We start from the raw sequence: 13,833 nt of genomic DNA, 5'->3' as shown, positions 1-13,833 counted from the left end.
TTAAAATGTACCAATCCATAGGAAAGCGCTTACTATATGCACTGAATCATGGCAGGTTTATTACATAATAAGGTAATTAAGGAACATTTTCATTGCATATTCCGTTCCATTTATTGCGTGAAAGGACAAGAAGGTTCATTCATGAACAACAAGAGCGAAGTTTGGTTCGTAAAGAAAAAGTATATAAAGAAAAAGCCACTACATTAGTGGCTTTCATCGGAAAACGTACAGACTCAAATAGATGATTTTTTATAAGATTAAGATGTTCAGGTTGTAACAGAGATCCGATTAATATCGAATTTTATATAAACAGGTTATGATTTGCCTGAGCTGCTTGTCCCAAATAATAACCCACACCACCAATGGTAACCTGATCCATTATTTCTTCACGTTGAATGCCCATTAGATCCATGGACATCTGGCAAGCCACCATCTCAACGCCTTGCTCAGCTGCGGTCTGTATCAGTTCCTCCAGAGAAGCAACATTGTTATTTTTCATCAGACCGCGGATCATTTTTGGCCCGATTCCCAGCATGTTCATTTTGGACATCCCCAGCTTGCGGCTACTGCTTGGCAGCATCATGTTAAACATTCGGCCTATCCCTGTTTTGGATACAGGTTGTGGCTCATGCTTGCGGATGATATTCAATCCCCAGAAGGTAAAAAACATCGTTACTTTTCGTCCGCTTGCCGCTGCCCCATTCGCAATAATAAATGACGCAATGGCTTTATCCAGATCGCCGCTGAAAACAACCAACGTACTGGCAGGCTCAGCTTCAGGAGTTTGCTTAGCTGAGGATACGGGTTGGGCTGTGTTCTTGGCAAGTACCGCCTCAATAATGCTCCCCTTCCCACGTTCCAACTGTAGAAGTGTGGAGCCTGACATGGTTGCCCATGCCTTGACGTCTTCATAAAATCCCGGATCGGAAGCTTTTACGCGCAGGGTCTGTCCGTCTGTCAGTTGATCCATTTTTTGCTTGACCTGGATTAGCGGACCGGGACAACTTAAGCCGCATACGTTCAGTTCGTTATCAATATGCAAAGGTTGCATTAACGACGGCTGGGTCGGCTCCAATGCAGTTTCTTTGGTAGCTGGCAGTTGTTCGACAGAACGCTGACCGTTTGTATTATCATGACTTTCTGTAAAAAATGGAGTGGGCATAAATTGCGCTTGACGGTATGTTTTATAGCCTCCACTCAGGTTTTTCACTTTAAAGCCATGCTGTCGTAAAATTTGCGAAGCTGTATATCCGCGCAAGCCGACCTGGCAGTAGACCCAGATTTCTTTGGAGGAATCCAATTCATGGATACGCTGACGAAGCTCATCCACTGAAATATTTAATGAACCCGGAATGTTCCCATTACGATACTCCAGTTCGCTGCGCACATCGAGCAATATAGACTGTTCGGGTTCGCGTGCAGACAACTGATCATAGGTGAACGTGTCTACCCGCCCAGTCATGATATTTTCTGCTGCATATCCAGCCATGTTTACCGGATCTTTCGCAGAGGAATATGGCGGTGCATAACTCAGCTCAAGCTCAGCCAGATCGCTGATGTGACCGCCAAAATGTATGGCTACCGCAATGTCATCTATTCGTTTATCCACTCCGTCATAGCCGACGGCCTGAGCGCCAAGAATTTTACCATCCGGTGCAAACAGCAGCTTGAGAGTGATCGCGCTGGAACCTGGATAATACGAGGCGTGAGAGCCAGGGTGTACGATAACCGTGCGATAATCAATTCCGAGACGTTTTAGTGTTTTTTCATTACTGCCGGTTGAGGCACCGGTCATTCCAAATACTTTAATAATGGACGTCCCTTGTGTTCCTTTGTACGTTGAATGTAATCCCGCAATCCGATCGGCAACAATGCGCCCCTGCTTATTGGCAGGTCCAGCCAGCGGAATCGCAGTCTTCGTTCCATGAATATAATCATTTACTTCAATGGCATCACCGACTGCATAGATATGCGGCACACTGCTCTCCAGCGCTTCGTTGACCATAATATGTCCACGTGCACCCAGGGAAACACCGCTATGTTGCAGAAAAGAAGTATCCGGAGCTACGCCTATCGCCAGAATGACCAGATCTGCGGACAGAATCTGACCATCGGCAAGCTCCACACCAATCCCTTGTTCACGTGATTGGAAACCCTGGACACGCTGTGAAAATAGCAGCTTAACGCCATGCTGCTCCATTTCCTGTGCCAGTGCCGCTGCCAGCTCGGTATCAAATGGGGTGAGCAGCTGTCCGTTACCCTCGACCAGTGTGACGTCCAGTCCTGCTTCTTTTAAATTTTCCGCCATTTCCACACCGATGAATCCACCACCAATAACTATTGCAGAAGCGTTGTTATCTGAATTAACCTGCTCTTTGATGCGGTCAATATCCGGTATGCTGCGAACGGTGAAAATAAGCGGGTTGTCCTTCCCGGCAGATCAGGAATAATAGGCCGTGCACCTGGTGACAAAATTAGCTCGTCGTAGCTTTCTTCATATTGTCCGCGCTCATGGCTCTGTACCTGAACCGTTCGATTGTGCGGATTAATCGCGATGACTTCACTCTTCGTACGTACATCGATTCGAAAACGATCCGCCATTCCTTTAGGTGTTTGTACCAGCAGACGATCGCGGTCAGCGATCGTGCCTCCAATATAATAAGGTAACCCACAATTGGCAAATGAAATATAGGGTCCTTTCTCAAATATAATGATTTCGGCGTGTTCATCCAGGCGGCGCAGGCGAGCAGCAGCAGATGCTCCCCCTGCTACGCCACCAACAATCAATACTTTTTTGCTCATGATTCACAATCGTCCTCTCCAAAAAGAATAGGTATAATCTGTTCAATCCGTTGATCCGCAAGCACGTAATTCACTTCAAGGCCATTGCGCTCAGTGGCGACAATACCTGCACTGCGCAGCTTCTGCAAATGCTGAGATACGGTTGATTGCGGCAGATCAAGACACTCCTGCATATATGAAACGTTACATTTCTTTTTGCGCATCAGCCCACGTACAATGCACAAACGAATGGGATGAGATAAAGCTTTCAGCAGATTAGCAGGTTCGTCGAACTGCTTAAGATCACTACTATCAAAGGCAGGTGTATTCAAACTCATTCCTCCTAAAACGTTATATTGTAATATTACGATATAGTGATGTAGATGTCAAATGGCAAACCTAATTAAAATTCGGATCACCTGATTCCCGAATGATCAGACAACAAAAAAAACGGTTTGACAGGACAGAGTCTAACCGTTTAAATCAGGTTTCACTAAGTTAAGTGATCCAAGGGATCCAAATCAAATTTTAAAAAGCAATTGGGAAAATTGATACAGTCCATTCTTCCATACTGGCCAATCATGCCCACCTTGTTCCTCATTCCAAATATGAGAAATGCCGTGTTGTGCCAAATAAGTATGCATTTGATCACTGATATGTTTGAGGTTATCCTGATCACCACAGGACAGCCAAAGCTTTCTCACAAGCCCGGTAATCTCACTCGGATTAGGAATGAGCACTTCCGGAGCACGTGTGTTTGGGGCAGCGGAAAAGGCTCCAATCCATGCAAATCGATCGAGATTACCCCATCCGATATTTAAGGATTGACCACCGCCCATCGATAAACCGGCAATCGCGCGGTTTTCCCGATCGATCCACACCGGATAATTCTCTTCAATATAAGGAATTAAATCGTCAAGCAGGTCAGATTCAAATCTCTCGAACGCTTGAATTTTATCCGGAGCAAACAGATCCCCCTCTGCTCGATCATTCGGCATCGCGCGGCCATTGGGGAAAACGACAATCATCGGCTCAAGCTTGCCCTCGTCGTACAGATTATCGAGAATGACCTGAGGAGTGCCATGATTGTACCACTCGGTTTCATCCCCGCCTATGCCATGTAAAAGATATAACGTGTTATATTGATGTTCTGATGAATAACCTGGCGGCGTATACACCATTGCTTTGCGCGAATTCCCACCGTGGTCGAGGGATATTCCACCGTCTCAATGATCCCGCGCGGTATGCCCTCCCTATACTGGTCGTATCCTTTTGGTGCTGCGATCATCCTCATTCTCCTCTCCTACACTTGCATCTCAAGCTTCTATTGAGCCAGATGCCATTGTTAATCGACATAACCAAACCCCAATATCGTAAACGATTTGTCTTCATGACCTTCGGCCATTCCAATCTCAATGATGTGCTCGCTGGACTGCTTCTCATCGAACAGGAGCAGCACATGACAATGCGTCCAATTGATTTGATGCGGGTCAGCTTTATGGACCAGCTCCCCGTCCACACATATATTTGCGGTACCAAACTCATCACTTGCAGAATCCTTGAAAATCAGAATGAGCCGCTTGCTCCGCAGAATCATCTTGAAGCTGCCAGCTTGACTCCCGCTCTCTCTGGTATACATCCAGTTATTAGGAAAATGAGGCGTGCCGTATGGATCATCATCCATCTCAGCCATTTGCAGATCCGTATCCGTTTCTCCAAAACCTCCCACATCGATGCGGGCGACGCTCTCGCCATTCAGTCGGTCCAGCAGCTTCACATCCACAAATGCATTTCCGATTAGTGGTGGTTTATTAATCATATCCTTTCCTTGATCCAGATCAGAACGATCCGTTACCTCAAACAGCCAGCCCAGACAGTCGGCCATGATGAGATGCCCGGCATTGGTCGGATGATAGATGTCATGGAAGTATTGCTCTTTGGAGATGAGTCTTCCTTCCTCAGGGGGAAGTTGAAACTGTTCTACAACAGCATCTTTCACACTTACCATCGGGAGGTTGTAGTGCCAACCTACAGGAGCCAGCCGATCCTGCAGATTCCAGTCGTTCTTAAATACGCTGAATAGCAGAATGACAGCAGGGTCATTGTCAGCTCTTAACGCTTGCAGCACAAGGCTTTCATAACAGGTTCCTTCGGTTTCATCATCGGCATCGTTCACGGCGAACTCCACAATGACTATATCTGGCTTGACTTCCCCTTCTCTAAGTACATCACGATGATAGCGGATTACACCAAGCTGGGAAGGCGTTCCGCCTAACCCGGCCTTTATAAAACGTAGTGAGTTGTTACTTGTTGGAGCGAACATTTTCTTGAAAAGGTGAAAAGATTGATATGCATAACAATTCATATGAATTGGTTCCGCCCCGGCACCTTGAGTAATCGAGCCACCGATGTATGCAATCGTTACAGGCTCACCTCGTTTTGTTTTCTCGATAGCCTTCTTCAGTCTGGCATTATGACCTTTATGCAGCAGTGATTTTGCAATCAGATCACGATAAGCTTGCGACTCGAAGTTCAAGGATGTCCCACTCATGTCCTGCATGAAAAATCATCCCTTCCCGGATAAATGAGAGTAACATCGTATGCTAACAGATGTCTTTTATACTTTATTAACTTAAAGTCTAACGCTCGCACATAAAGCAGACAACCTGTTAAATGCTATGTCTTTACCTGACAAAGTATAGTTTTTTTCCAATACTCAGCCTTCTGCCAGCCATTTTGAATGTCAATCCGTCAGGTGAAAGTATAGGATTGTCCAGCCTCTGTATTGAAGGAAATGGGCTTGAGACCAGGGCCTTGCAACTGACAAACACCGGTGTTTGTACTTTTTACGGTAACTGTAGTCACCGCCCCCATCTTCCATGAGAAATCGAGTGTATATCCACCTCGGGCTCTGAGGCCTCTAATACTCCCTTCATGCCACTGGACAGGTACAGCAGGCAGAAGCCGAATCACGTCAGTGTGACTCTGCAGTAACATCTCGGCAATTCCCGATGCTCCACCAAAGTTGCCGTCAATCTGAAATGGCGGGTGATTGTCAAAAAGATTAGGCAACGTTGAGTGCTCCAACAGAGCCCTGACATTTTCGTAAGCCATCTCCCCATCCTCAAGGCGTGCCCAGAAATGAATGATCCAGGCCCGGCTCCAGCCCGTGTGTCCACCGCCATTTTCCAACCTGCGCTCCAGCGAGATTCGTGCAGCCTTCGCCAATTCCGGCGTATGTGCTGGAGTGAAACATTCTCCAGGATACAGCCCGAATAGATGCGAGATGTGCCGATGGCCTGGTTCCACTTCTTCATAATCCTCCATCCACTCCTGAATTTGGCCGTTCTTGCCGATCTGCGGCTTCGGGATTCGCTTCAGGGCATCAGCGAGTTCTTTCCTGAATGAAAGGTCTCTTCCAATCAACTCGGCACTGCGAATACAAGCGTTGAATAGTGCTTCGATGATCTGAAAGTCCATTGAAGCCCCAGCGCAAAGCACCCCAATCTCGCCACTAGGCAGCTTATAGCTGTTCTCAGGAGAGACGGATGGACAAGTAATCAGACGGCCTTCTGCATCCTCGATCAGATAGTCCAGGAGAAATTCAGCCGATTCCTTCATGGTTTCATAGGCCTGTTCCAAAAAAATGCGATTCTGACTATAGCGATAATGCTCCCACAAATGCAAGCATAACCAAGCAGCACCCATCGGCCAGAACGAAGCTGGAAGATAGGTATCCTGAGGCGCTGTGTCTGCCCAAATATCCGTATTGTGATGTGCCGTAAACCCCCGGCAATCATACATAACCCGTGCCGTTATTCGGCCCGGCTCCCGCATCTCTCAATCAGATCGAACAATGGCTCGTGACACTCTGCGAGATTGCAGTTTTCGGCCAGCCAGTAATTCATTTGTGCGTTAATGTTGATCGTAAATTTACTATCCCACGGCGGTGTAAAACTGTCATTCCATATCCCTTGAAGATTTGCAGGCAAAGAGCCTGGCCGGCTGGAGGAAATGAGCAGATAACGGCCATACTGAAAATAGGTCTCGATCAATCCCGGGTCCTCTGATCCCTTTTGGAATTCTTCTAATCTTTTGTCAGTTGGAAGTTCATTACGATCAGAGCTCTTTGTCAGATCCAATGCTACTCTGTTATAGAGTTCACCATAATCCGTTGTGTGCCTTGCAAGCAGCGTTTCATAAGGAATCCGACCAAGCTCTTCCAGGAGAAGTTTACAGTGTGACTCCGGATCTTCCTGACGGAAAGTCGTTCCCGCAGCAAGCATCAGTGTGACCGAGGTCGCGCCCTCCACCAGCAGGTACTCGCCCAGAAGGCGGCAGGAACCCTCGTTTGGTACCGCTTTCATAACTGCGGCAAAAGAACTACCCTCTTTACCACCGCATTCACCAAGCATGATCAGACCGCCCTGGTCCCACTTCTTTGTTTTTTCCATGTACCTCCAATTCTGTCGGTTGAATCGGGCTTTTATCGATACTGCATTCTTTGTATCTGAGGAGATTCGAAGTATGATGGCCTGATCCGGGTGGCTGGCAAACAGCTCACGTGAATAACGGATGTTGTTGACCTGATAGCTTACCCTTGAAACGCCCCGGTCCAAATCAAGCTCCCGTACATAATCCTCGACAGGACCATCATGATGGCTTAACGATAACTGCAGTTCCCCAAGTGGCACATAATGTCGCTGCGCCTCTGGAAGTCCCGCCATCGTCATGGAAGCAATCTCTTCAGCCTCCCGAAGTTTTCCTTCCATAATGAACTTGCGGATACGAGGCAGATTAGGGAGTGCATCTTCATTGTTACGATCACGAGCTCCACCGTACCACATGGAATCCTCATTCAACTGCAAGCGTTCCTCGGCAACGCCTCCAAATATCATTGCACCAAGGCGACCATTTCCAATTGGCAGAGCCTCGTTCCACACCTTGGCAGGTTTGCTGTACCACATGCGTTGATGATTCTGATTTGCTTCTGTCATTGTGTTCCTCCCATATTCATATTCGATACAACTTTTAGGGCTATAATTCATTTTAACATTCAAATATGGAAAGAAAATGACGTAATCCGACCAATCAGTACTCTTTCATGATATGTATATTTTTCTTCATGCCAATAGCTCGGGCCAAAATACTGTAATTTTATAAGTGAATGCTTTAATTTGATAAGTAGCCCGCATGATATACTTTAGCAAGTATGATTGACTAAAAGGAGGCAACGAATTTGACTCACACTATTGAAGGCGCTTACACTTCTTCCGAATACAGAAATATGTTTTTGGAACTCGGTTATACGGATGAGGAAATCAATGCAAGAATCGAGGACACTTGGACCGAGCTGTTCTACGGTGACCCGGATACGCGCATCTATCACCCCATGGGTGAGGACAAAGGATACATCCTTGACACTGGCAATCTGGATGTGCGTTCCGAGGGCATGTCTTACGGCATGATGATGGCTGTGCAAATGAACAAAAAAGAAGAGTTCGATCGACTCTGGAATTTCTCGAAAACATTCATGCAGCATGCGGAAGGTCGATACAAGGATTATTTTGCATGGCATTGCAAACCTGATGGCACGCGAATATCGCAAGGCCCAGCACCGGACGGTGAAGAATTTTTTGCGATGGCCCTTTTCTTTGCCTCCAACCGCTGGGGAGATGGACCTGCGCCATATGATTATGCAGAGCAAGCGAGAACAATATTACATGCATGCCTGCATCAAGGAGAACATGGCGAAGGCGATCCGATGTGGGACCCGGAAACGAAATTAATCAAATTCATACCGGAATCACCGTTTAGCGACCCGTCCTATCATCTGCCCCATTTTTATGAACTGTTCGCGAAACATGCGAATGAAGGGGATCAAGCTTTTTGGAAAGAGGCTGCGGCAACCAGCCGGGTGTATCTGCACAAAGCATGTCATCCGGTGACCGGACTCTCACCCGAGTACGCCAATTTTGACGGCACACCTGCACCGCCACAACGTCATGGAGATTTCAGACACTTTTACAGCGATGCTTACCGGGTTGCGGCCAATATAGCCCTCGACTGGGAATGGTTCCGTAAGGATCGCTGGCAAGTGGAGCAGTCCAATCGCATACAGGCTTTTTTCAGTGAAATTGAAATGTCTGATTATCGTCGCTATACCATTGAAGGTGAGCCTTTCGACGAGCCATCGCTGCATCCGGTTGGGCTCCTCGCTACCAATGCTATGGCTTCTCTGGCAGCGGACGGTCCACATGCGAGCCAGTTCGTGCACCAGTTTTGGAACACGCCGCTGCGCAAAGGTGTGCGCCGATACTATGACAACTGTCTTTATTTCTTTAGTCTGCTGGCTTTGAGCGGCAACTATCGTATCTATTAAATCTATTAACATAGATTTCAGGGCATTTTTCCGCCTATCTCAAGCCGTATACGTAAACTGTCTACAGAATTGAGATAGGTGGATCACTCCCCTCAAACTATAAGCAGAGATATCAATACAAAAAAACCTGAAGCCCTAAGCAAAATAAAATTTTTGCCGGGTTCAGGTCTGATTACACGAATAATTGCTTCAATATTGAAATCCATCGTTTTACTTCCACACGTTGTTCACTTCTAAGACAAGCAATGCCGTATACAACTTCTTCCGTAAAACACAAGGGAACAAAAGCGATCTCCCCATCCTCGACAATTACGAAGTTCGGCAGCACGGAAACCCCAAGACCGCTTTTGATCATCGTATGGATCGTACTTACGGTATCGGCATAAGTGTACATGGAATCCGGGCAGCCTTCGGCGATTTTCCTTTGTATTCGCTTGAGTGTTGGAGGTGCCTGATGCTCGTCAAAAAAAATAAGCGATTGGTTATTCAAATGTTCGATCGTCAGCTCTTTTTCACATACAAGCGGATGATCTTTAGGCGATATGCAAATATACGAGCCTTTAAATATTGGATGAAAGCTGAACACGCTATCCTCTCCCAGGTTATCCTCTGTCGTAAAAATGATATCGAACTTTTGGTTCAATAAATCTTCCTTCTCCCGAGTCAGATTGGATTTCTTCAATTGAATTTGAATTTCCGGATCGTTTTCCCTGAATCGTTTAATCACATCCGGCAGCACTTGTTTCTCAAAGACCGTCTCGGTGTAACCGATGATCAACGTGCTTTCAACTTTTGCCGAGAGCCGCTTGGCCTTTATAACAGATTGGTCCAGTCGAAACAGAAGTCCTCCGATATCCTCGTAAAAGCTGTTGCCAGCCAACGTTAGTTTAACCGTTCTTTTGTTTCGCACAAACAATGGGATGTCCAGCTCCTGCTCCAGACTTTTGATATTGTGGCTTACAGCGGGCTGAGTCAAGTTCAGCTTGTCCGCGGTTGTCGAAAAATTAAGCGTCTCGGCAAGGGAAACAAAGCATTTTAGCTGTTGAATGTTCATCCACAACATCCTTTTCCCATATAAAATTTGTTTATTATTGATAAAATAAGGTAATTTCACGTGGACGTCAACCTGTGGTAACCTTCAAGTGAATCTTATCACAAGAAAGAAGGAATACCTATGCGTTATATCGTCACGGGTGTGGACGGGCAGCTGGCCAGTCGTGTAGCAGAAACGGTACTTGCAGAAATCGAGGGCAGCAATCTTACTTTTACATGTATGAACAAAGAGAGAATCCCTCAAGAAACGCTGCGGCGGTGGGAGCAAGCTGGCGTGCAAATCTTCGAAATTAATTACGACGATATTCCATCCATGGAGCGAGCTTTCCGGGGCGGAGACCGGATCTATATCGTTTCTGGCCTTGAAGTCGGCAAAAGGGTGCAGCAGCACCGAAACGCGATTGATACGGCGATCCAGGCCGGAGCCTCTCACATCACCTACAGTTCCTTCATCGGTGCAACAGACCCGGATTACGCTCATGTCTATGTCACCCCGGACCATACCGCGACCGAACAATATTTGAAGTCGACGGGAATTGCGTATAATGCGATGAGAAACAATTTGTATCTGGAAAACTACTTAACGATGTACACGATGCTCGCACTCATGTCAGACGATAAGTGGTTGAGCACCGCTGGAGAAGGACGGGCCACTCTGGTTCACAAAGACGATTGCGCAAGAGCCGCTGCGACTGTCCTGCTTGGCAAAGGCGAGAACAATCAAGCCTATAACATTGTCGGATCGGAGTCCGTTTCCGTAAGGGACCTGTGCAGCTTGATTCAGGAGGTTTCCGGCATCTCACTGGAGTATGTACCAGTCGATGCAGAGCAGTATTACGAATACCTGGAGCGCTTGAATATTCCGAGGGAAATTACAGGAGACTTCTCACGCTCCCCGTTCCCTTCTGCGGAGAGGATCTCATGACGACTGATGCCAGCATTAAGGAGGGGCTGCTCGACGTGCAATCCAACGCCATTGAAATTCTGACGGGACAACAGCCCAAAACGGCAAGAGATATCATCGGAAAGTATAAATATATATGGGAAAACAATATTCGTAGCTGGCGGGATATGAAATAGAAATTTAGCCTTACTTGATCAGGAAGGGAGCATTTTATGATGGAAACCAAGGATGCATTGCAAGGCTTTACAGGGAGCCATATGATTTATACTTACGAAAACGGCTGGGAATACGAAATCTACATCAAAAACGATCATACCATTGATTATCGCATTCACAGCGGGATGGTTGCAGGACGTTGGGTGCGGGATCAGGAAGTCAACATTGTGAAATTAATCGAGGGTGTCTACAAAGTATCATGGACCGAGCCGACTGGGACAGATGTTTCCCTTAATTTTATGCCGCGCGAGAAGCGGATGCACGGGATTATTTTTTTCCCGAAATGGGTTCATGAGCATCCGGAAATTACCGTCTGCTACCAGAACGACTATATCGATCTCATGATCGAGTCACGCGAAAAGTATGAAACATATCCTAAATACGTCGTTCCCGAATTTGCCGATATCACATTTATGGAAAATGCCGGGATCGACAATCAGAAGCTTATTTCCATCGCGCCTTATCCCGGTATGACCGACGATATTCGTGCCGGAAAACTGAAATAGACGCTTCATTGCAACATAAAATTTCAATATATCTAACCCAAAACGTTCCCGGCTCGCATCGTATTCCTGCGAACCGGGACGTTTTGGGGTATGCAAATCCAGGCAACAAATGTCACTTCTCTGCCCTCACCCTATGCTCTTCAAGGACTGGGTGCCCCTCTTGCTCATAAGCCGCGCTACCCACCTCGGCCATTGAGAATCGTTGAACACCAGAAGAATCATTTTGCAAATCCAGATAGACCGAGTACTGTTCTTCCTCCACTCGAAACAGCGGGATGAATTTCACTTGATCCCCCTGCTCACTCTCTACGGCGAATGCCAGTTGTTCCTGGGGAAGTCTGACGATTTTTTCATGCAGATTGTCCTCGGTAATTCCCTTCAATATTGTGTATTCCCCAGTTGTGCAAGCAGAATACTGCCATACATTACCGCTGCCATGCGGTCCGAGCCTTGCAGTGGGACCAGATGCAGCTCGGCAGCGATTTCGATCTCGATTATATCCCGATCATGAAATTCGCGCTGAATGACGATGTACCCGTTGTAATATTCCAGTTCCACCGGCACCGAGTTGATCTTCACCGCTTTGACAGACTTCGCTTTCAGGAGCAATACTAATGTCACGGGTATGAGCGTCTCAATCACCAGGGTGGACGCAAGCCCATCAGGAAAACGGGTATGCTGCACAATGCTGGTGTGCTCGCTCCATTCGACCGTTGACGATATGAATGCATTCAACAGCAGCATGTTTTCGCTTTTGAACCAGATATTTTTCTGCAGTTCGCTCATCGCCTCGATTCCGGAAGCCGTACAGCACCAGAAGGAATCATGCGCGCTACTGAAGGCTTTGGTTGCACCGCTCCCCATTGGCTGATGATATTGGGATAGCCCCGTTTGGCTGCTGGCGCTATTCAGAACCGCGTTATATTTCAATGATTCCATATGATCCAGATATTCAACTGCTCCTGACCATGACAACATTCTCTCCAGTATTCGCTCTGTGTTGTGCGCGCAGCAGCTCTCGCTCTCTCCACCTGTCAAGGCATCCTCCAGTCTTCCGAACCTTCCCCAGTGTTCCGACTTTTCGGAAACTCCACCCTCAACAGGAGCTGCAGCCTTTGAACTGCTATTGCCGTTTGCAAATGTTCTCCCCTTCAAGCATTCGTAAAAATGTAAGGCTGCCGCTCTGTATTGCTCCTCGCCGGTAATATCATGACGGTGCATGGCCGCTATGATCATGGGGAGATGAGTGTTGGCGTGCAAATCTGCAAGCACATCCTGACCCTTGGCAAGGCGACCTACAAAATAGTCTCTGTCGAACAGAAGGGCAAGCTTCAGTATTTCGGCATTTCCTGTGAGATCATAGAGGGAGTACAGCGCATCTCCCATACCTCCGAACTCGTTAGCCGGGTTCAGCCGTGTGCAGCGGAGAATACCATCGATTTTCCAAAAGGAGAGCTTTGTGAACCGCCCATGAATATAGAGGGCCAGATTCACAGCAACCTTCAGTGCCTTTGAGTTGCCCAGGTATACATGGCAATCGATAAGTCCCTGCATAATTTTGTGCAGAGTATAATATGGGGCCCATACTTTCCGGTTCTCCTCGCTTTCCAGCAGATCGAGCTGATCCTCCCCAAATGCACTCACATATCCGTTGGGCTGAGCACAGGATTCCATGATGTCCACAATCTCGCTGGCTTTGCTGTGAAGCACCTGATCCTGATCGGCAAAGGCGTATTTGGCACAAGCCGAAAGGAAATGTCCAGCGAAATGTCCCCTAAGGCCGCAATCCTCGGCTTCCCAACCTCCAAGCGGCTCGGTATGAGAAGCTATTCCCGCATTATACTTAAACGTATGCATAAGCCGGTTAACATTAAATGAAGCAAGGTACGCTTTGATGTATTGCCGGCGGGTAGCAAATTCATTTGTATTTAACCTCACTTCATTCAAGCCAAAATTGGCAAACAATATCGGCACCTCCATTCCCGATGATA

11 protein-coding genes and 2 pseudogenes are annotated in these 13,833 nt (G+C 47.1%); 4 read left to right on the top strand and 9 right to left on the bottom strand.

The window, feature by feature from the left end; translation table 11 throughout:
• Window positions 1-301: 301 nt before the first annotated feature.
• The 6 genes and pseudogenes from ACTWJ7_RS17785 to ACTWJ7_RS17760 form a co-directional block, all read right to left on the bottom strand.
• Window positions 302-2,802, bottom strand: a pseudogene (locus ACTWJ7_RS17785) (FAD-dependent oxidoreductase).
• On the bottom strand, window positions 2,799-3,119 hold the full coding sequence (locus tag ACTWJ7_RS17780) for an ArsR/SmtB family transcription factor (RefSeq protein ID WP_029881364.1): 321 nt from the start codon (window positions 3,117-3,119) through the stop codon (window positions 2,799-2,801). The pseudogene ACTWJ7_RS17785 and the gene ACTWJ7_RS17780 overlap by 4 nt, the downstream one beginning before the upstream one ends.
• Before the next feature lie 183 nt (window positions 3,120-3,302).
• Window positions 3,303-3,962, bottom strand: coding sequence for an alpha/beta hydrolase (locus tag ACTWJ7_RS17775; RefSeq protein WP_443145707.1), 660 nt, complete (start codon window positions 3,960-3,962; stop codon window positions 3,303-3,305).
• A gap of 164 nt (window positions 3,963-4,126) precedes the next feature.
• Entirely contained in the window at window positions 4,127-5,341 is a 1,215-nt protein-coding gene (locus ACTWJ7_RS17770) for an SGNH/GDSL hydrolase family protein (protein WP_301877096.1), read from the bottom strand.
• A gap of 191 nt (window positions 5,342-5,532) precedes the next feature.
• Window positions 5,533-5,778 carry a glycoside hydrolase family 95-like protein gene (locus ACTWJ7_RS17765; RefSeq protein ID WP_443146389.1) on the bottom strand — a complete coding sequence of 82 codons (246 nt, stop codon included), beginning with the start codon at window positions 5,776-5,778 and terminating at the stop codon, window positions 5,533-5,535.
• A gap of 54 nt (window positions 5,779-5,832) precedes the next feature.
• Window positions 5,833-7,748, bottom strand: a pseudogene (locus tag ACTWJ7_RS17760) (glycoside hydrolase family 95 protein); the annotation flags it as partial.
• 320 nt (window positions 7,749-8,068) lie between these two features.
• Here ACTWJ7_RS17760 and ACTWJ7_RS17755 point away from each other — a divergent pair.
• Entirely contained in the window at window positions 8,069-9,163 is a 1,095-nt protein-coding gene (locus ACTWJ7_RS17755) for a glycosyl hydrolase family 8 (RefSeq protein WP_443146388.1), read from the top strand.
• Between the two features lie 172 nt (window positions 9,164-9,335).
• Here ACTWJ7_RS17755 and ACTWJ7_RS17750 read toward each other — a convergent pair whose 3' ends face one another.
• Window positions 9,336-10,217, bottom strand: coding sequence for a LysR family transcriptional regulator (locus tag ACTWJ7_RS17750; RefSeq protein WP_301877101.1), 882 nt, complete (start codon window positions 10,215-10,217; stop codon window positions 9,336-9,338).
• 120 nt (window positions 10,218-10,337) lie between these two features.
• On the opposite strand from ACTWJ7_RS17750, the gene ACTWJ7_RS17745 reads away from it, so the two are divergent.
• The 3 genes from ACTWJ7_RS17745 to ACTWJ7_RS17735 are packed head-to-tail and all read left to right on the top strand — an operon-like array spanning window position 10,338 to window position 11,842.
• Window positions 10,338-11,141, top strand: coding sequence for an NmrA family NAD(P)-binding protein (locus ACTWJ7_RS17745; protein ID WP_443145706.1), 804 nt, complete (start codon window positions 10,338-10,340; stop codon window positions 11,139-11,141).
• Window positions 11,138-11,296: a hypothetical protein gene (locus ACTWJ7_RS17740; protein WP_443145705.1), complete on the top strand. Its 159-nt coding sequence runs from the start codon at window positions 11,138-11,140 to the stop codon at window positions 11,294-11,296. The genes ACTWJ7_RS17745 and ACTWJ7_RS17740 overlap by 4 nt, the downstream gene beginning before the upstream one ends.
• Before the next feature lie 57 nt (window positions 11,297-11,353).
• Window positions 11,354-11,842, top strand: a complete 489-nt coding sequence (locus ACTWJ7_RS17735) for a phenolic acid decarboxylase (RefSeq protein ID WP_301878381.1) — start codon at window positions 11,354-11,356, stop codon at window positions 11,840-11,842.
• 112 nt (window positions 11,843-11,954) lie between these two features.
• Here ACTWJ7_RS17735 and ACTWJ7_RS17730 read toward each other — a convergent pair whose 3' ends face one another.
• Both ACTWJ7_RS17730 and ACTWJ7_RS17725 read right to left on the bottom strand, forming a co-directional pair.
• Complete coding sequence (locus ACTWJ7_RS17730; protein ID WP_443145704.1) at window positions 11,955-12,224, bottom strand: hypothetical protein; 270 nt, start codon at window positions 12,222-12,224, stop codon at window positions 11,955-11,957.
• Window positions 12,221-13,807 (bottom strand): beta-L-arabinofuranosidase domain-containing protein, encoded by a 1,587-nt coding sequence (locus tag ACTWJ7_RS17725; protein ID WP_443145703.1) that lies wholly within the window; start codon window positions 13,805-13,807, stop codon window positions 12,221-12,223. The genes ACTWJ7_RS17730 and ACTWJ7_RS17725 overlap by 4 nt, the downstream gene beginning before the upstream one ends.
• Window positions 13,808-13,833 lie beyond the last annotated feature (26 nt).

Source organism: Paenibacillus sp. 1A_MP2 (assembly GCF_052244825.1).
In the GTDB taxonomy this organism is placed as follows: Bacteria; Bacillota; Bacilli; order Paenibacillales; family Paenibacillaceae; genus Paenibacillus; species Paenibacillus vandeheii.
The sequence above is the reverse complement of the archived record's forward strand: the minus strand, read 5'-3'. Positions and strand labels throughout refer to the sequence as shown.

Excerpts from the sequence above, each read along its gene's own strand:
- ACTWJ7_RS17780 (WP_029881364.1), bottom strand. The coding sequence starts at position 3,119 with ATGAGTTTGAATACACCTGCCTTTGATAGTAGTGATCTTAAGCAGTTC.
- ACTWJ7_RS17775 (WP_443145707.1), bottom strand. The coding sequence starts at position 3,962 with ATGGTGTATACGCCGCCAGGTTATTCATCAGAACATCAATATAACACG.
- ACTWJ7_RS17770 (WP_301877096.1), bottom strand. The coding sequence starts at position 5,341 with ATGCAGGACATGAGTGGGACATCCTTGAACTTCGAGTCGCAAGCTTAT.
- ACTWJ7_RS17765 (WP_443146389.1), bottom strand. The coding sequence starts at position 5,778 with ATGTTACTGCAGAGTCACACTGACGTGATTCGGCTTCTGCCTGCTGTA.
- ACTWJ7_RS17755 (WP_443146388.1), top strand. The coding sequence starts at position 8,069 with ATGTTTTTGGAACTCGGTTATACGGATGAGGAAATCAATGCAAGAATC.
- ACTWJ7_RS17750 (WP_301877101.1), bottom strand. The coding sequence starts at position 10,217 with ATGAACATTCAACAGCTAAAATGCTTTGTTTCCCTTGCCGAGACGCTT.
- ACTWJ7_RS17745 (WP_443145706.1), top strand. The coding sequence starts at position 10,338 with ATGCGTTATATCGTCACGGGTGTGGACGGGCAGCTGGCCAGTCGTGTA.
- ACTWJ7_RS17740 (WP_443145705.1), top strand. The coding sequence starts at position 11,138 with ATGACGACTGATGCCAGCATTAAGGAGGGGCTGCTCGACGTGCAATCC.